The 16004-nt window shown below is 73.1% G+C and carries 19 protein-coding genes; 11 read left to right on the plus strand and 8 right to left on the minus strand.

Annotation, left to right across the window (positions count from 1 at the left end):
* Positions 1–18 precede the first annotated feature (18 nt).
* Entirely contained in the window at positions 19–1242 is a 1224-nt protein-coding gene (gene cysC / locus QZX64_RS04525) for an adenylyl-sulfate kinase (RefSeq protein WP_295657327.1), read from the minus strand.
* 42 nt (positions 1243–1284) lie between these two features.
* On the opposite strand from cysC, the gene QZX64_RS04530 reads away from it, so the two are divergent.
* The 5 genes from QZX64_RS04530 (at position 1285) to QZX64_RS04550 (ending at position 4265) form a co-directional block, all read left to right on the plus strand.
* Positions 1285–2259, plus strand: coding sequence for an asparaginase (locus tag QZX64_RS04530; RefSeq protein ID WP_295657328.1), 975 nt, complete (start codon positions 1285–1287; stop codon positions 2257–2259).
* Between the two features lie 79 nt (positions 2260–2338).
* Positions 2339–2737 carry a helix-turn-helix domain-containing protein gene (locus tag QZX64_RS04535; RefSeq protein WP_295657330.1) on the plus strand — a complete coding sequence of 133 codons (399 nt, stop codon included), beginning with the start codon at positions 2339–2341 and terminating at the stop codon, positions 2735–2737.
* Positions 2738–2762: 25 nt separating this feature from the next.
* Complete coding sequence (locus QZX64_RS04540; protein ID WP_295657331.1) at positions 2763–3413, plus strand: hypothetical protein; 651 nt, start codon at positions 2763–2765, stop codon at positions 3411–3413.
* Between the two features lie 119 nt (positions 3414–3532).
* Entirely contained in the window at positions 3533–3823 is a 291-nt protein-coding gene (locus tag QZX64_RS04545) for a DUF2516 family protein (RefSeq protein ID WP_295657333.1), read from the plus strand.
* A gap of 55 nt (positions 3824–3878) precedes the next feature.
* Positions 3879–4265, plus strand: coding sequence for a phosphomannose isomerase type II C-terminal cupin domain (locus tag QZX64_RS04550; RefSeq protein ID WP_295657335.1), 387 nt, complete (start codon positions 3879–3881; stop codon positions 4263–4265).
* Here the strand turns inward: QZX64_RS04550 and QZX64_RS04555 are convergent.
* A complete protein-coding gene (locus tag QZX64_RS04555) occupies positions 4220–5635 on the minus strand; it encodes a sugar nucleotide-binding protein (RefSeq protein ID WP_295657337.1) in 1416 nt (471 codons plus the stop codon). The genes QZX64_RS04550 and QZX64_RS04555 overlap by 46 nt on opposite strands.
* 2 nt (positions 5636–5637) lie before the next feature.
* A complete protein-coding gene (gene rfbB, locus QZX64_RS04560) occupies positions 5638–6636 on the minus strand; it encodes a dTDP-glucose 4,6-dehydratase (RefSeq protein ID WP_295657339.1) in 999 nt (332 codons plus the stop codon).
* Positions 6637–6746: 110 nt separating this feature from the next.
* On the opposite strand from rfbB, the gene rfbA reads away from it, so the two are divergent.
* A complete protein-coding gene (gene rfbA / locus QZX64_RS04565) occupies positions 6747–7613 on the plus strand; it encodes a glucose-1-phosphate thymidylyltransferase RfbA (RefSeq protein ID WP_295657340.1) in 867 nt (288 codons plus the stop codon).
* 96 nt (positions 7614–7709) lie between these two features.
* Here rfbA and QZX64_RS04570 read toward each other — a convergent pair whose 3' ends face one another.
* The 3 genes from QZX64_RS04570 to QZX64_RS04580 are packed head-to-tail and all read right to left on the minus strand — an operon-like array spanning position 7710 to position 10151.
* Entirely contained in the window at positions 7710–8666 is a 957-nt protein-coding gene (locus QZX64_RS04570; protein WP_295657342.1) for a GDP-mannose 4,6-dehydratase, read from the minus strand.
* On the minus strand, positions 8663–9667 hold the full coding sequence (locus tag QZX64_RS04575) for a GDP-mannose 4,6-dehydratase (RefSeq protein WP_295657345.1): 1005 nt from the start codon (positions 9665–9667) through the stop codon (positions 8663–8665). The genes QZX64_RS04570 and QZX64_RS04575 overlap by 4 nt, the downstream gene beginning before the upstream one ends.
* 13 nt (positions 9668–9680) lie before the next feature.
* Positions 9681–10151 carry an SRPBCC family protein gene (locus QZX64_RS04580; protein WP_295657347.1) on the minus strand — a complete coding sequence of 157 codons (471 nt, stop codon included), beginning with the start codon at positions 10149–10151 and terminating at the stop codon, positions 9681–9683.
* Positions 10152–10227: 76 nt separating this feature from the next.
* On the opposite strand from QZX64_RS04580, the gene galE reads away from it, so the two are divergent.
* The 5 genes from galE (at position 10228) to QZX64_RS04605 (ending at position 14142) form a co-directional block, all read left to right on the plus strand.
* Complete coding sequence (gene galE / locus QZX64_RS04585) at positions 10228–11232, plus strand: UDP-glucose 4-epimerase GalE (protein WP_295657349.1); 1005 nt, start codon at positions 10228–10230, stop codon at positions 11230–11232.
* The gene (locus QZX64_RS04590) at positions 11229–11933 is read left to right on the plus strand and encodes an N-acetylmuramoyl-L-alanine amidase (protein ID WP_295657351.1); all 705 of its coding nucleotides are present in this window, start codon (positions 11229–11231) and stop codon (positions 11931–11933) included. The genes galE and QZX64_RS04590 overlap by 4 nt, the downstream gene beginning before the upstream one ends.
* Before the next feature lie 153 nt (positions 11934–12086).
* Entirely contained in the window at positions 12087–12950 is an 864-nt protein-coding gene (gene folP / locus QZX64_RS04595) for a dihydropteroate synthase (protein ID WP_295657353.1), read from the plus strand.
* A gap of 11 nt (positions 12951–12961) precedes the next feature.
* Entirely contained in the window at positions 12962–13465 is a 504-nt protein-coding gene (locus QZX64_RS04600) for a hypothetical protein (RefSeq protein ID WP_295657355.1), read from the plus strand.
* A complete protein-coding gene (locus QZX64_RS04605) occupies positions 13447–14142 on the plus strand; it encodes a dihydrofolate reductase family protein (protein ID WP_295657356.1) in 696 nt (231 codons plus the stop codon). Before QZX64_RS04600 ends, QZX64_RS04605 begins: the two co-directional genes overlap by 19 nt.
* Positions 14143–14144: 2 nt before the next feature.
* On the opposite strand, the gene QZX64_RS04610 is transcribed toward QZX64_RS04605, so the two are convergent.
* Together QZX64_RS04610 and QZX64_RS04615 are read right to left on the minus strand one after the other, a co-directional pair.
* A complete protein-coding gene (locus tag QZX64_RS04610; protein WP_295657357.1) occupies positions 14145–14669 on the minus strand; it encodes a type 1 glutamine amidotransferase domain-containing protein in 525 nt (174 codons plus the stop codon).
* Between the two features lie 155 nt (positions 14670–14824).
* Positions 14825–16000 (minus strand): acyl-CoA dehydrogenase family protein, encoded by a 1176-nt coding sequence (locus tag QZX64_RS04615; protein WP_295657359.1) that lies wholly within the window; start codon positions 15998–16000, stop codon positions 14825–14827.
* Positions 16001–16004 lie beyond the last annotated feature (4 nt).

Here is a 16004-nt window from a genome sequence, read left to right on the forward strand (position 1 = left end):
TGGTGGTGAGCCAGTCCATCAGGCGTCCTCGGGCGTCGTTGGGAGGTCGAGGTGTCCGCCGCCCCGGAGGGCCTGGAGCACGTCGTCGAGCGCGTCGTCGATGCTGCGCCCGGTCGTGTCGACGCGGACGGCGGCGTCCTGCGGCTCCTCGTAGGGGGAGGAGATGCCGGTGAACTCCGGGATCTGGCCGGCCCGCGCCTTGGCGTACAGGCCCTTGCGGTCGCGCCGCTCGCACTCCTCCAGCGGCGTGGCCACGTGCACCAGGAAGAAGGCCCCGCCGGCGTCCTCGACCATCTCGCGGACCTGCCGCCGGGTGTCGTCGAAGGGGGCGATCGGGCTGCACACAGCGACCCCGCCGTGGCGGGAGATCTCGGCGGCCACCCAGCCGATGCGGCGGATGTTGGTCTCGCGGTCGGCCTTCGAGAACGTCAGCCCGGCCGACAGGTTGCGGCGTACGACGTCGCCGTCGAGGCTGGTGACGGTGCGCTCGCCGTGCTCGAGCACCCGGTCGATGAGGGCCTGCGCGAGCGTCGACTTGCCGCTGCCCGAGAGGCCGGTGAAGAAGACGACCAGTCCCTGCTCGCCCGGCTCGGGACGGTCGTGGGCCACCACGGCTGCGACCTCCGCCGGCCACGCGTCGTCGGGGTGCGGCTCGTGCAGGGCGTGCACGGGGTCGCCCGCGGCGTAGTTCCGGACCACCCGGATGCCCAGCTCGTGGTCGACGGCGGCGTCGCCGTGGCTGGCCAGCGGCACCACGACGACGTGGGCGTCGGGCAGCTCCCGGGCGGCGGCCAGGGTCGCGCGCACCAGGCCGACGGGCGAGAGGCCGGAGGTCCCGTGACCGGCGAAGGCGAGCAGCACCACGCGCCCGGCCTCCGCGAGGGCGGCGAGCTGGCCGTTCGTCAGCGCGTCGTCGACCGGCACGAAGGTGGCGCCGGCGTGCTGCTCCCGCACCTGGGCCGGGGTGAGGTGCAGTCGGCGGAACGGGCCGTGCTGGGCGCGGCGGCGCACCTGGATCGCGCCCGTGGCCGGGGTCAGCACCGCCAGCGGCAGCCCCTCGGGGTCGACCAGCTCGACGGCCTCGGCGCCGGCCACCTCGTCCGGCAGCGCCAGGGTGACCGGGCTGCCGGCCTCGTTGAAGCCGGTGGTCGGTGCCAGCCCGCCCGAGGTGAGCAGCTCGAGGTCGTCGAGCTCCGTGGGGGTGGGACAGTGCTGGGGGAGCGTGGGGGAGGTCGCTGACACGGGCGTCATCCTGCCACCGAGCGACTCGGTAGCCTGCGCCGCATGCCTGCTGTCGCACCCACCTCCTCGCCCGTCGTCGCCGAGATCGTCCGCTCCGGGTTCGTGGAGGGCCACCACTACGGGTCGCTCGTCGCTCTCGACGAGTCAGGCAAGGTGGCCTGGTCGGTCGGCGACGTGACTGCGCCGATCCTGCCGCGCTCGTGCAACAAGCCCATCCAGGCGCTGGCCATGGTGCGGCTCGGGCTGGACCTGCCGCCGGACCTCCTGGCGCTCGCCTGCGCGTCGCACTCCGGCGAGCCGTTCCACGTCGAGGGCGTGCGCCGCATCCTGGCCGGCGCCGGGCTCGACGAGTCGGCCCTGCAGACCCCGCCCGACCACCCGCTCGACGACGACGCCCGGACGGCGGTGCTCCTGGCGGGCGGGGAGAAGTCCTCGATCCTGATGAACTGCTCGGGCAAGCACGCCGCCATGCTCGCGACCTGCGTCGTCAACGGCTGGGACACCGGCACCTACCTCGACCCCGGCCACCCCCTGCAGGTCGCCATCGCCGCGACCTTCACCGAGCTGACCGGCGACGAGATCGAGGCGGTCGCCGTCGACGGCTGCGGAGCGCCGCTGCTCTCGACCTCGCTGACCGGGCTGGCCCGCTCCTTCCGCGCGCTGGCCGTGGCCGGGTCCGGCGAGCCGAGGAGGGTGGCCGAGGCGATCCGCGAGCACCCCGCGCACGTGTCCGGCACCTCCCGCGACGAACGGGACCTGCTGACGGCCCTCCCGGGCGCGATCGGCAAGGCCGGGGCCGAGTCCTGCTACGCCGTCGCGCTGCCCGACGGCCGGGCCATCGCCCTCAAGACCGACGACGGGGCGGCGCGGGTGCGCCCGGTGCTGATGGCGCAGGCGCTGGAGCGCAGCGGCGTGCTCGAGACCCCGGGCGTCGACGCCGTCGCCGTACGCCGCACCGGCCGGGTGGACCTGCTGGGCGGCGGGCGTCCGGTGGGCGAGATCCGCGCCTGCTTCTGAGCGTGGGGCCGGCCCGTGTGACCCGGTTCACGCTTGCTGTGTTTGCATTCTGCTAGCAGCTGCAAGCACTGTTGGAGGCATGGCGAAGGGCAAGGTCGGCAAGTCCGTCGAGGGCCTCGGCGAGCACCTCAAGGAGCAGCGCGTCAAGGCGCGCCTCTCCCTGCGGCAGCTCTCGGACCTCGCCGGCGTGTCCAACCCCTACCTGAGCCAGATCGAGCGCGGACTGCGCCGACCCTCCGCCGAGGTGCTGCAGCAGATCGCCAAGGCGCTCCGCATCTCCGCCGAGCAGCTCTACGTGCGCGCCGGGATCGTCAGCCCCGACGAGGGCTCGTCCCGCGTGAGCGAGGGCTCGGTCGAGCTCGCTGTCCTGGCCGACCCCGGCCTGACCGAGCGCCAGAAGCAGTCCCTGCTGGACGTCCACGCCTCGTTCCTCGCCCTCAACCGGGCTGCGGAGCGGGTCGCGGACGACCGGACCTGATCCACACCAACCCGAAGGAGATCCCATGGCCAAGGCCACGTTCGACGTCAAGACGGAGGCCACCCGGGCCTTCTACGCCGGTGTCGGTGTCAACGACCTGGCGGTCGAGGCCGTCCGCGACCTCGTCACCACCGCCCAGAAGACGGTCCAGAGGACCGTCACCATCCTCGACCCCAAGGTGTTGGGTGAGCAGGCCGTGACCGCGGTCAACGCCCGCATCGACGCGCTGTCCAACGACGCCAAGGCACGCCGCAGGGCCGTCGAGGCCCGCGTGGCCGAGCTGCAGGACGAAGCCAAGGGCTACCCGACCAGGGTGCAGGCCCGTGCCAGCGAGCTCGTCACCGAGAACATCGCCGCCTACGGCGACCTCGTCGAGCGCGGCCAGAGCCTCGTTGGACGGATCCGCAGGCAGGAGTCGACCGCCCGCGCCGCGAGCTCGGCCGGCACCACGGTCAGCAAGGCGAAGACGACCCGCACGCAGGCCGTCGGCACGGCCGCCGCGGGCACCAAGGCGGCGAGGAAGAGCACCACCGCCGCCCGCAGGAGCACCACCACGACGAGGAAGAAGGCGACCACGACCAGGTCGTCGGCCAAGGCCACCGCGACCTCCGCCCGCAAGGCGGCCGCGGAGACCGGCAAGGCCGTCGCCGACGCCGCCCAGAAGGTCGGCGACTGAGCCCGACGACCGTCAGCTCCCGCCGTCCTGACGGCTCGCCGCAGACCCCCGGTCCTCCACGGACCGGGGGTCTGCGCTTCCCCGGCCGCCGGAGCGGGGGCGCCCCGTAGGCTGGAGCCGTGATCGTCTTCGAGCTCCAGGGCTGGATCTACCTTTTCGTCCTGCTCGCCATGCTCGCGGTGAAGGGGTTCGCGCTGATCAGCGCGCTCACCTTCAGCGGGCCGGCGTACGACGCGGCGAGCAAGGGCACGAAGGTTGCCTGGTCCATCGGCCTGGCGGTCGGCTTCGCGGCGCAGCTGATCATGCTGGACTCCTCGCCGATCAACCTGATCTCGCTGGGGTTCATCGTCCTGGCGTTCGTCTACCTCGCCGACGTGCGCCCCGCCCTGTCCGAGGTGACCAGGCGCTGACAGCGCAGGTGACTCGCGGGTAGGTTCTCCCGCGGACCGAGTCGGAGGAGGGGTGATGGGCGAGGACTGGGAGCAGCGACCGTGGGGCTCGTGGCACGTCATCGACGTGGGCGCCGGCTACAAGGTCAAGCGCATCCACGTCGACCCGGGACAGCAGCTGTCCTACCAGACCCACGCGCACCGATCCGAGCACTGGGTGGTCATCTTCGGCATGGCCACGTGCCTGATCGACGGGGTGACCGTCGTGGCGGGTCCGGGCCACTCGGTCGACGTGGCGCAGGGCGCCAAGCACCGCATCGCCAACCTCGGCAGCGAGGAGCTGGTCATCATCGAGGTCCAGCGGGGCGGCTACACCGGCGAGGACGACATCTGCCGCCTCGACGACGACTACGGCCGTCAGGACGCAGCCGGCGCCGGCGCCGGCGGTGCGGCGCTGCAGTAGCGCTCCAGCGCCACCAGCGCGTCCTCGGGCTCGAAGCCGGTGGCGCGCAGCCTGGTGAGGTCCATCGTGCTGTGCAGCGGCCGCGGCGCGAGCACCCTGCCCGCGGCGTACTCCTCGGAGGTGATCGGCGTGACGTCGCCCGCGTCGCGTCCGGAGAGCTCGAAGACCCTGGCGGCCACGTCGGCCCACGACGTGGCCGGACCGCCGTTGCTCACGTGGTAGGTGCCGTACGGCGCCCCGGAGTCGACCAGGTGGCGGGTCGCCCGCGCCAGCTCGTCGGCGAAGGTGAGTCGGCCCACCTGGTCGCTGACGACGGTCGGTGACACGCCACCGGCGGCGAGCCGCTGCATGGTGCGCACGAAGTTGCCGCCCTCGCCGATCACCCACGAGGCGCGCAGGACGTAGTGGCGGGGTGCGGCGGCCACCGCCAGCTCGCCGGCTGCCTTGCTCTGGGCGTACACGCCGAGCGGGGAGAGCGGCTCGTCCTCGGTGTGCCCGGGCTCGACCGGGGCGGTCCCGTCGAAGACGTACTCGGAGGAGTAGTGCACGAGGGTGAAGCCGTGCTCGCGGGCGAGCGCGGCGAGCGTGCCGGGTCCGGTGGCGTTGGCGGCCCAGGCGGCGACCCGGCCCTCGGGGGTCTCCGCGGCGTCGACGGCGGTGTACGCCGCGGCGTTCAGCACGACGTCGTAGTCGGCCCAGGGCCAGGCGGCCACCGACGCGGCGTCGGTGAGGTCGAGCCGGTCGCGGCCCACCGCCTCGGCCTCGGGCAGCTCCGCCTTCAGCGCCCGCCCCACCTGCCCGTTGCCGCCCAGGACGAGCACCCGGCGGCGGATCGCGGTGGCGCGGTCGAGCGCGCGGTTGGTGCGGTCCTTGTCGGAGACGATCGCCTCGTCGAGGGGGATCGGCCACGGGATCGCCGCCGTCGGGTCGTCGAGCGCGAGCGCGGGATAGCTGATGCCGGGGCGCCAGTGCTGGTTGACCAGGTAGGTGTAGGAGGTGGCGTCCTCCAGCGTCTGGTAGGAGTTGCCGACCCCGCGGGGCACGAAGACGGCCACCGAGCTGTCCATCTCGAGGGTGAAGGTGGCACCGAAGGTGTCGCCCTCGCGCATGTCGACCCAGGCGCCGAAGATCCGGCCGGTGGCCAGGGACACGAACTTGTCCCACGGCTCGGTGTGGATGCCGCGCGTGACGCCGCGGTCGGCGTTGAACGAGACGTTGTTCTGCACCGGGCCGAAGTCGGGCAGGCCCAGCGCCAGCATCTTCTGGCGCTGCCAGTTCTCCTTGAAGAAGCCGCGCGCGTCCTCGCGCAGGTCGAGCCGGACCACCACCAGCCCGGGGATGGGCGTGGTCTCCAGGGAGGGGAGCGGCACGGCTACTGCCCCTTCGCGGCGTACGTCGCCTCGGTGGCGTCCTTGGCCGGGCGCCACCAGTCCTCGTGCGAGCGGTACCACTCGATGGTGTCGGCCAGGCCGGCCTCGAAGTCCTCGAACCGCGGCGACCAGCCCAGCTCGGTGCGCAGCTTGCCGGACTCGATGGCGTAGCGCAGGTCGTGACCGACACGGTCGTTGACGTGCTCGAAGTCGTCGGCCGGGCGGCCCATCAGCGTCAGGATGAGGCGGACGACCTCGAGGTTGCTCCTCTCGCCGTCGGCGCCGATCAGGTAGGTCTCGCCGACCGCGCCGCGCTCGAGGATGGCGAGCACCGCGCTGGAGTGGTCCTCGGCGTGGATCCAGTCGCGCACGTTCTCGCCGCTGCCGTAGAGCTTGGGGCGGCGGCCCTCGAGCACCTCGGTGATCTGGCGCGGGATGAACTTCTCGACGTGCTGCCAGGGGCCGTAGTTGTTGGAGCAGTTGGAGATCGTCGCCCGGACGCCGAACGACCGCACCCACGCGCGCACCAGGTGGTCGGAGCCGGCCTTGGACGCGGAGTAGGGGCTGCTCGGGTTGTAGGGGGTGTCCTCGGTGAAGCGCTTGGGGTCGTCGAGCGCGAGGTCGCCGTAGACCTCGTCGGTCGAGACGTGGTGCAGGCGCACGTCGTGCCTGCGCACGGCCTCGAGGATCGTGAAGGTGCCGATCAGGTTGGTGCGGATGAACGGGCTGGGGTCGTCGAGGGAGTTGTCGTTGTGCGACTCCGCGGCGAAGTGGACCACCGCGTCGTGCCTGGCCACCAGCGGCTCGACCACCGACTCCTCGGCGATGTCGCCCTCGACCAGCTCGACGCGGTCGGCCGGCAGGGCATCGACGGCCTCGCGGTTGGCGGCGTACGTCATCTTGTCGAGCACGGTGACCTGCGCATCGGTCTCTCCGACGACGTGGTGCACGAAGTTGGAGCCGATGAAGCCGGCGCCGCCGGTCACGAGAAGTCGCTTCATGCGGCGGAGTCTAGGGGAGGTCGCGGGTCGGTCCGGCGGCCAGCCGCCACCCGCTCCGGCGCCCCGGCCGCGCACGGGCGTCGCGGCGTCCTACCCCTAGGGTGATGCTCATGCGCGGAATCATCCTCGCCGGTGGCACCGGTTCCCGACTGCACCCGATCACCCAGGGGGTCAGCAAGCAGCTGGTGCCCGTCTACGACAAGCCGATGATCTACTACCCGCTCTCGACGCTGATGCTCGCCGGCATCCGCGAGGTGCTGATCATCACCACTCCCCACGAGGCCGAGGCGTTCCGCCGCCTGCTCGGGGACGGCTCGCAGTTCGGCATCAGCATCACCTTCGCGGTGCAGCCGAGCCCCGACGGCCTCGCGCAGGCCTTCCTCATCGGCGAGGAGCACGTGGGCGACCAGAAGGTCGGCCTCGTCCTGGGCGACAACATCTTCTACGGCACCGGCCTCGGCACCCAGCTCGAGGGCTTCGCCGGCATCGACGGGGCCGCGGTGTTCGGCTACCACGTCGCCGACCCGACGGCGTACGGCGTCGTGGAGTTCGACGACCGCGGCCGGGCCGTCTCGCTGGAGGAGAAGCCGGAGAAGCCCAAGAGCAGCTTCGCCGTGCCGGGGCTGTACTTCTACGCCAACGACGTCATCTCCTACGCCAAGGAGCTCGAGCCGTCGGCGCGCGGAGAGCTCGAGATCACCGACCTCAACCGCCGCTACCTCGCGGAGGACCGGCTCGAGGTGCACGTCCTGCCGCGCGGCACCGCCTGGCTCGACACCGGCACCTTTGACTCCCTCAACGACGCCTCCAACTTCGTGCGCACCATCGAGGGCCGCCAGGGCACCAAGATCGGCGCGCCCGAGGAGGTCGCCTGGCGGCTGGGCTTCCTCTCCGACGACGAGCTGCAGGAGCGGGCGGCGCCGCTGCGCAAGAGCGGGTACGGCGAGTACCTCCTCGGCCTCCTCGACGACCGCTGACCCGCGCCTGTCGGGGGGTGCCGACGCCGTCGTGCCGGGGTAGTCAGGCGCGAAATGGTCGTCTCCCGGGCCGTACGACAGCCGTTCTGCGGCTGACTATCCGGCTGGGCGCGCGAGGTCGGCGTCCACCATGGCGCCGACCACCTCGGTGAACGACCGCGTTGGCCGCCACCCCAGCTCGCGGCGGGCGCGGGCGCTGTCCCCGCGCAGGTCGGCCGCGTCGGTCGGCCTGACCAGGGACGCGTCGACGCGCACGTGGCGCTCCCAGTCGTCGATGCCCGCGTGCGCGAAGGCCGCCGCCGCGAGGTCGCGGACGGTGTGGCTCTGGCCCGTGGCGACCACGTAGTCCTGGGGCGTGGGGTGGCCGGCGGCACGCACCATCGCGTCGACGTGGTCGGGCGCCCAGCCCCAGTCCCGGCGGGCGTCGAGGTTGCCCAGCACGACGGCGTCGGCGCGCCCGTGCACGACGTCGGCCACGCCGCGGGTGATCTTGCGGGTGACGAAGTGGCCGGGCCGTCGCGGTGACTCGTGCCCGTAGAGGATCGCGCTGACCGCGGGCAGTCCCCGGGCCCGCCACGTGGCCACGGCGCCGTGGGCGACCGCCTTCGCCTCGCCGTACGGGTTGGTCGGGGAGACGGGCGTCGACTCGTCCTGCGGGGCGGTGGCCGGCGCGCCGAAGATCTCGGCCGACGACGCCTGCACGAAGCGCACCGGCCGCCCGGCCGCCTCCATCAGGGCGTACGCCGAGGCCATCAGCGCCACGGCCGCCTCGCCGTTGATCCGGCGTACGGCCTCCGGCTCGCGCCAGCTGCGGGCCACCGAGCTGACGGCCGCCAGGTTGTAGACCTCGTCGGGGCGCACCTGGAGCAGCAGCGCGCGCACTGCGGCGGTCTCGGTGAGGTCGCCCACGTGCAGGACCACGGCGTCGGGGCAGTGCGCCGGCCGGCCGGGGCCGCGGACGAGCGCGTGCACCTCGACGCCCCGGCCGAGGAGCTGCTCGGCGAGGTAGCCGCCGTCCTGGCCACCGATGCCGGTGACGAGGGCCAGGGTCACCAGCCGGTGCGGAGCGCCGCGACGTCGGCGTCCACCATCATCGAGACCAGCTCCTCGAAGCCGACCCGCGGCTTCCAGCCGAGCACCTCGCGCGCCTTGCTCGCATCGCCCACCAGGCGGTCCACCTCCGCCGGCCGGATGAGCGCCGGGTCGTGCCGGACGTGGCCGCTCCAGTCGTCGATGCCGACGTGCCGGAAGGCCACGTCGACGAGGTCGCGGATCGAGTGGGTCTCGCCGGTGGCGATGACGTAGTCGTCGGGCTCCTCCTGCTGGAGCATCAGCCACATCGCCTCGACGTAGTCGCCGGCGAAGCCCCAGTCGCGCTGGGCCTCGAGGTTGCCGAGCGCCAGCTCGTCGGCCAGGCCCAGGCTGATCGCCGCCACCGCCCTGCTGACCTTGCGCGTCACGAACTCCTCGCCCCGCCGCGGCGACTCGTGGTTGAAGAGGATGCCCGAGGAGGCGTGCATGCCGTAGGACTCGCGGTAGTTGATGGTCATGTGGTGGCCGAACACCTTGCTCACGCCGTACGGCGACCGCGGCCACAGCAGCGTGCGCTCGTGCTGCGGCGACTCGGGGGAGGCGCCGAACATCTCCGAGCTCGAGGCCTGGTAGAAGCGCACGGCGCCCAGGTCGTCGCCGCGGTGGTCGGCGCAGTGCAGGCGCACCGCCTCCAGCATGGTGAGCACGCCCTTGGCGGTGACGTCGGTGGTCAGGGCCGCGTTGTCCCAGGAGTAGGCGACGTACGAGACGGCGCCCAGGTTGTAGACCTCGTCGGGCCGGGCGGCGCGCAGCGCCCGCAGCAGGCTGGACATGTCGGTGAGGTCGCCGGTGTGCAGGTGCACGTCGGGGACGAGACGCTCGACCAGCCCGCGGCGCGGGTTGTTCTGGCCGCGGACCACGCCGTGGACGGCGTACCCCTTGGCGAGCAGCAGCTCGGCGAGGTACAGCCCGTCCTGGCCGGTGATGCCGGTGACGAGCGCGGTGGGCTGGCTGCTGGGCATGCGCGCGATTGTGTCAGGGTCGCAGCAGGTCCTCGACGGTGCGCAGGGCGCGGTCGGCGTAGCCCTGCCACATGCGGCCGATGACGTTCATCGTGAGCCGGCCCGGCGGGCCGGTGGGGTGCATGGTCCAGGCCCAGCCGATGCGCACCCCGTCGTCCTCCGCGATGGCGGTCCAGGCGCCGTCGACCCGGGTGACGAAGGGGCGCAGCTTGCCGTGGATGTCGTCGAGGAGGTACTCGAAGCCGTGGGGCCGGTCGATCGAGGTCACCGTCTCGCGAACGCTGCCGCCGTCGCCGAGCACGAGGGTGCGGGACTGGCCCACGGAGTCCCAGCGACCCTCCTGGTCCTTGGTCTCCATCACCGGCGGGAAGGCCCCGAACCGGCGCACGAAGATCGACTCGCGCGGCGCGGCGAAGAGGACGTCGAAGGCCCTGGCGGGGTCGGCTTCCACGACCCGTGACGCCTCCACACGATGGGTGCTCACGTGGGCAGGCTAGCCGAGTCCGCGCCCGTCCGCTCCGTACGCCGCACCGACGGTGGACTTGGCTAGGCTGCCGCCCATGAAGGTCCTGGTCACCGGCGGCGCCGGCTACATCGGTTCGATCACTGCGAAGGCGCTCGAGGAGGCCGGGCACACCCCCGTCGTCCTGGACTCCCTGCTGAGCGGTCCCCGGGTCTTCGTGCGCGACCGCGCCTTCTACGAGGGCGACATCGCCGACCGCTCACTGGTCCGCCGCGTGGTCGAGGAGCACCCCGACCTCGACGCCACGATCCACATGGCCGCGCGCATCGTGGTGCCCGAGTCGGTCGAGAAGCCCTACCTCTACTACCGCGACAACGTCGCTGGCTCGCTGGAGCTCTTCGACGAGCTCGCCGCCCTCGGCAAGCCGCGGGTGCTGTTCTCCTCCTCGGCGTCGCTCTACGCGACGAAGGAGTCCTTCGAGGTGACCGAGGAGGACCCGCTCGCGCCGACGTCGCCGTACGCCCGCACCAAGCGGATGATGGAGGAGGTGCTGACCGACATGGCGGCCGCCACCGAGCTCCGCGCGGTCATCCTGCGCTACTTCAACCCCATCGGCTCCGACCCCGACCTCGACTCCGGCATCTACGCCAAGGAGCCCTCGCACGTGCTCGGCCAGCTGGTCATGGCGGCACGCGGCGTCAAGGACACCTTCACCATCACCGGCGTCGACCACCCGACCCGTGACGGCACGGGCATCCGCGACTACATCCACGTCTGGGACCTCGCCCGGGCGCACGTCCGCGCGGTGGAGCGCTTCGACGAGGTCCTCGCCGAGGTGGAGCAGCCCAGCACGATCATCAACGTGGGCACCGGCGAGGGGGTGACCGTGCGCGAGCTGGTCGCCTCCTTCGAGCGGGTCTTCGGCCAGGAGGTCCCGGTCTCGGAGGCGCCCCCGCGTCCCGGTGACGCGGTGGGTGCGTTCGCGAATGTCGACAAGGCCTCGCGGCTGCTGGGCTGGCAGTCCGAGCTCACCCTCGACGACGCCATCTCCTCCGCGCTCGCCTGGGGCGAGAAGCGGCACGAGATCCTGGGCTACGAGTGATCGCCGCCCTCCTGCTCGCGCTGTCGCTGGCCGCCCCGCTGGCCGGCACGACGGTGGTGCTCGACCCCGGCCACCAGCTCGGCAACGCCAGGTTCCCGGCCGAGACCAGCCGGCCGGTGCCGGCCGGTGGGTTCACCAAGCCCTGCAACACCACGGGCACCTCGACCGACGGCGGCTACCCCGAGGCGACGTTCACCTGGCAGGTGGCGCGGCAGGTGCGCAGCCGGCTGCGCGGCCTCGGTGCCGAGGTCGTGATGACCCGCACCAGCAACCGGGCGGACCGCTGGGGACCCTGCGTCGACGTCCGCGGCCGGGCCGGCAACCGCATCGACGCCGACCTCAAGGTGAGCATCCACGCCGACGGGTCGTACGCCGCGGGCGCCCGCGGCTTCCACGTCATCACCCCCGCCTCGCGACCGCGCTGGACCGCCGACGTCGCCGAGGAGTCGGCCGACCTCGCGCGCGACGTGAGGCGCGGTCTCCGGCGCTCCGGCGTGCCGGTGGCGGGCTACGTCGCCGGTGGCGACGGCATCGACGTGCGCGGCGACCTCGCCACGCTCAACCTCTCCGACGTGCCGGTCGTGCTGGCCGAGCTGGGCAACATGCGCAACGCCGCCGACGCCCGCCGGATGACCGGCGCGCGCGGCCGGGCGACGTACGCCGCGGGGCTGGTGCGCGGCATCCGCGTGCACCTGCGCTGACGATCAGGGTGCGCCACCTCCCGCTAGGTTTGCCGCGATGACCGCGACCTTCGACCGGGACGACCGGGTCCTCGGCGACCTGGCCGCGACGCTGCACCGCGCCGTGGCGATGCTGGTGCCCGCGCTCGAACGTCCACCCGCAGAGGAGCTCCGGTGACACTCGTGCTGGGGCGACGCTCCTTCCCCGACGACGCCACGCTGATGATGGCCATCGTCAACCGCACCCCCGACTCGTTCTACGACAGGGGCGCCACCTGGGCCGAGGACAAGGCCCTCGACCGGGTCGCGCAGGTCGTCGAGGAGGGTGCGGAGATCGTCGACATCGGCGGCATCAAGGCGGCTCCCGGGGCCGACGTCGACGCCGACGCCGAGATCGGCCGGGTCGCCTCCTTCGTGGGCCGCGTGCGGTCGGCGTACCCCGACCTCGTCATCTCCGTCGACACCTGGCGCGCCGAGGTGGGCCGGGTGGTGTGCGGCGAGGGTGCCGACGTGCTCAACGACGCCTGGGGCGGTGCCGACCCGGGGCTGGTGGACGCGGCCGCCGAGCACGGCGCCGCGCTCGTCTGCACCCACACGGGCGGCGCGACCCCGCGCACCCGCCCCTACCGGGTGGAGTACGACGACGTCGTGGCCGCCGCGATCAGCGACACCGTGGCGTACGCCGAGCGGGCGCTGGCCGCCGGCGTCGCGCGCGAGTCGATCGTGATCGACCCCGCCCACGACTTCGGCAAGAACACCTTCCACTCCCTGGAGGTCACCCGCCGGCTCGGTGAGATGGTGGCGACCGGGTGGCCGGTGCTGGTGTCGCTGTCCAACAAGGACTTCGTCGGCGAGAGCCTCGACCTGCCCGTGGGCGAGCGGCTGACGGGCACGCTGGCCGCCACCGCGGTCTGCGCGCTGGCCGGCGCCCGCATCTACCGCGTCCACGAGGTCACCCCGACCCGGCAGACCGTCGACATGGTCGACACGATCCTGGGGCGCCGCCGCCCGCAGCGCGCGATCCGGGGGCTGCAGTGAGGGTCGTCGTCGTGCCGCCCGTGCCGGCGCTGCTGCCGGAGCACGCCGGTCGGGTCGACCCCGTGGCCGACCTGCGCGCCGCGGCGGGGGCGGCGGTCGCGTGGCTGTGCGAGGGAGCCGACGGCGTACGCGTCGTGGCGGCCGACGGGCTGGCCGAGCGGGTCGCGCGCCACCTCCTCGGGTCGTCCACCCCACACCGGGCCGGGACCCGGGCTCGGGCGGACGACGCGGTGCTGGTGATGGCCAACGGGTCGGCGCGGCGCAGCGAGAAGGCGCCCGGCCACCTCGACGAGCGGGCGCACGCCTTCGACGAGGCGCTGGGCGCCGCGCTGGCGACGGGCGACGTCACCGCGCTCGCCGGCATCGATCCCGTGCTGGCCGCCGAGCTGTGGGCGACGGGCACCGAGGCGTTCGCCGCGCTGGGCGGGCTGGTGGTGGAGGAGTCGCAGGTCGACTACGACGACGACCCCTTCGGCGTCGCCTACTGGGTGGTGAGGTGGACGTGCGCGTCCTGATCGGTGACGACCCGGGAGCCGAGCTCTCCGACGACGACCTCGAGGAGCGCTACGCGCGCCCGCCCGACCACGTGGGCCCGTGGCTGCGGGTCAACATGGTGAGCACGCTCGACGGCGCCGCGCAGGGCGCCGACGGGAGGAGCGGCGGCATCAACAACGCTGCCGACAAGCGGGTCTTCGACGCCTTGCGCCGGATCGCCGACTGCATCGTGGTGGGCGCCGGCACGCTCCGCAGCGAGGGCTACCGGCCGGCCCGTGCACCGCTCGTCGCCGTCAGCCGGTCGGCCGAGGTGCCGCCCCTGCTGCGCGGCGCGGAGCCGGGCCGGGTGCTGATGGCCACCACCGAGCGGGCGCCCGGCCTCGGCCGGGCCCGCTCGCTGCTCGGTGTCGAGAACGTGCTGGTCCTCGGCTCCTACTCCGTCGACCTGGTCACCCTCAAGGCCGCCCTCCACGACCGCGGCCACACCGAGATCCTCTCCGAGGGCGGCCCGGCGCTGCTCCACCGGCTGCTGGCCGAGGGGGTCGCCGACGAGCTGTGCCTCTCGCTGGTGCCACGCCTGGTGGGCGGTGACCGCCTGCGGATCGTGGCCGGCTCGGAGCTCGACGTGTCGCTCTCGCCCACGCTCCTGCTCGAGGAGTCCGGAACCCTGCTCGGGCGCTGGCGAGTCAGCCGCTGAGGTCAGCCCAGCGCGCCCAGCAGGGCCTGGTTGAACGCCGGGATGTCGCCGGGGTTGCGGCTGGTGATCAGGTTGCCGTCGGAGACGACCTCCTCGTCGACCCAGGTGCCGCCCGCGTTGCGGATGTCGGTCTGCAGGCTCGGCCACGAGGTGAGCCGCCGGCCGTCGAGGACCCCGGCCTCGACCAGGGTCCACGGGGCGTGGCAGATGGCGGCGACCGGCTTGCCGGAGTCGAGGAACGCCTTGACGAACGACACCGCGTCGGCGTCGGTGCGCAGGGCGTCGGGGTTGGCCACGCCACCCGGGAGGACGAGCGCGTCGAAGTCGTCGACCTGCGCGTCGGACACCGCCTGGTCGACCTGACGGGTCTCGGCCTTGTCGAGGTGGTCGAAGGTCTGCACCTCGCCCTTCTCCGGCGAGAGCAGCACGGCGGTGTGACCGGCCTCCTCGACGGCCTTCCACGGCTCCGTGAGCTCCACGCGCTCGACGCCCTCGGCTGCGGTCAGGAATGCGATCGTCTTGGTCATGCCCTCAACGGTGACACGCAGGTGTGGCCCGGACATCACCGGTAGCGGTGGGTTCAGGCGCCGTCGCGGCGCACGAGCAGCGGCGGGATGTTCATCCGCATCGGGCCGCCGTGGGCCCGGCTTGCCAGCCCGTCCGGGCCGGAACGCCGTCGTGCTCAGCCGTGGCGCAGGCTGCCGGCGTCTCCCTTGTCGAGCGAGCGGCCGATGACCATGCGCTGGATCTGGTTGGTCCCCTCGAAGATCTGCATGACCTTGGCCTCGCGCATGTAGCGCTCGACGGGGAAGTCGCGGGTGTAGCCGTAGCCGCCGAGCACCTGCACGGCGTCCGTGGTGACCTTCATGGCGTTGTCGGTCGCGACCAGCTTGGCGATGCTCGCCTCCCGGGAGAACGGCAGCCCGCGGTCCTTGAGGCGGGCGGCGTGCAGGGTCATCGCCCGGGCGGTCTGCACCGCGGCCTCCATGTCGGCGAGCACGAAGGCCAGGCCCTGGTGGTCGATGATCCGCTGCCCGAAGGTGTGCCGCTCGCGGGCGTACTCGACGGCCCGGTCGAGGGCGCCCTGGGCCAGCCCCACCGCCACCGCGGCGATGCCCAGGCGGCCGGCGTCCAGCCCCGCGAGCGCGATCTTGAGCCCGTCGCCCTCCGCGCCGAGGAGACGGTCGGCCGGCACCCGGGCGTCGTCGAAGAGCATCGTGGCGGTGGTCGAGCCGGTCAGGCCCATCTTCCGCTCCGGGTTGTCCGCGCTCAGGCCCTCGGTGTCGGCGGGCACCAGGAAGCAGGAGATCCCGCGGCGGTCGCCGGGCTCGCCGCTGGTGCGCGCCATCACCTTGTAGAAGTCGGCCTGGCCCCCGTGGGTGGTCCACGCCTTGGCGCCGTTGAGCACGTAGTCGTCGCCGTCGCGCCGCGCCGTCGTGCGCATGGCCCCCGGGTCGGAGCCGGCGTGCGCCTCGGAGAGGCAGTACGCGCCCAGCAGGCCGCCGCCGAGCATGTCGGGGAGCCAGCGCTCCCTCTGCTCGTCGGTGCCGAAGGAGACCAGCCCGAAGCAGGAGAGGGCGTGCACGCTCGTGCCCACCCCGACGCTGGCCCACACCGAGCCCAGCTCCTCCAGGACCTGGAGGTAGACCTCGTAGGGCTGGCCGCCGCCACCGTGCTCCTCGTCGTACGGCAGCCCGAGGACACCGAGCTCGCCGAGCATGCCGAACACGTCGCGGGGGAACGTCTCGCTCGCCTCGGCCTCGCTCGACCGGGGCGCCAGCTCGGTGGTCGCGACGTCGCGCACGAGCTTGAGCAGGTCGGTGGCTTCGTCGGTGGGCAGGACGCGGCTGGCACTCATGGCT

The organism is uncultured Nocardioides sp. (assembly GCF_902805925.1).
Lineage (GTDB): Bacteria > Actinomycetota > Actinomycetes > Propionibacteriales > Nocardioidaceae > Nocardioides.

What these genes read in the sequence shown, in the direction of transcription:
- QZX64_RS04530 (WP_295657328.1), top strand. Translation starts at nt 1,285, where the DNA reads ATGCCTGCTGTCGCACCCACCTCCTCGCCCGTCGTCGCCGAGATCGTC.
- QZX64_RS04535 (WP_295657330.1), top strand. Translation starts at nt 2,339, where the DNA reads ATGGCGAAGGGCAAGGTCGGCAAGTCCGTCGAGGGCCTCGGCGAGCAC.
- QZX64_RS04540 (WP_295657331.1), top strand. Translation starts at nt 2,763, where the DNA reads ATGGCCAAGGCCACGTTCGACGTCAAGACGGAGGCCACCCGGGCCTTC.
- QZX64_RS04550 (WP_295657335.1), top strand. Translation starts at nt 3,879, where the DNA reads ATGGGCGAGGACTGGGAGCAGCGACCGTGGGGCTCGTGGCACGTCATC.
- rfbB (WP_295657339.1), bottom strand. Translation starts at nt 6,636, where the DNA reads ATGAAGCGACTTCTCGTGACCGGCGGCGCCGGCTTCATCGGCTCCAAC.
- rfbA (WP_295657340.1), top strand. Translation starts at nt 6,747, where the DNA reads ATGCGCGGAATCATCCTCGCCGGTGGCACCGGTTCCCGACTGCACCCG.
- QZX64_RS04575 (WP_295657345.1), bottom strand. Translation starts at nt 9,667, where the DNA reads ATGCCCAGCAGCCAGCCCACCGCGCTCGTCACCGGCATCACCGGCCAG.
- galE (WP_295657349.1), top strand. Translation starts at nt 10,228, where the DNA reads ATGAAGGTCCTGGTCACCGGCGGCGCCGGCTACATCGGTTCGATCACT.
- QZX64_RS04610 (WP_295657357.1), bottom strand. Translation starts at nt 14,669, where the DNA reads ATGACCAAGACGATCGCATTCCTGACCGCAGCCGAGGGCGTCGAGCGC.
- QZX64_RS04615 (WP_295657359.1), bottom strand. Translation starts at nt 16,000, where the DNA reads ATGAGTGCCAGCCGCGTCCTGCCCACCGACGAAGCCACCGACCTGCTC.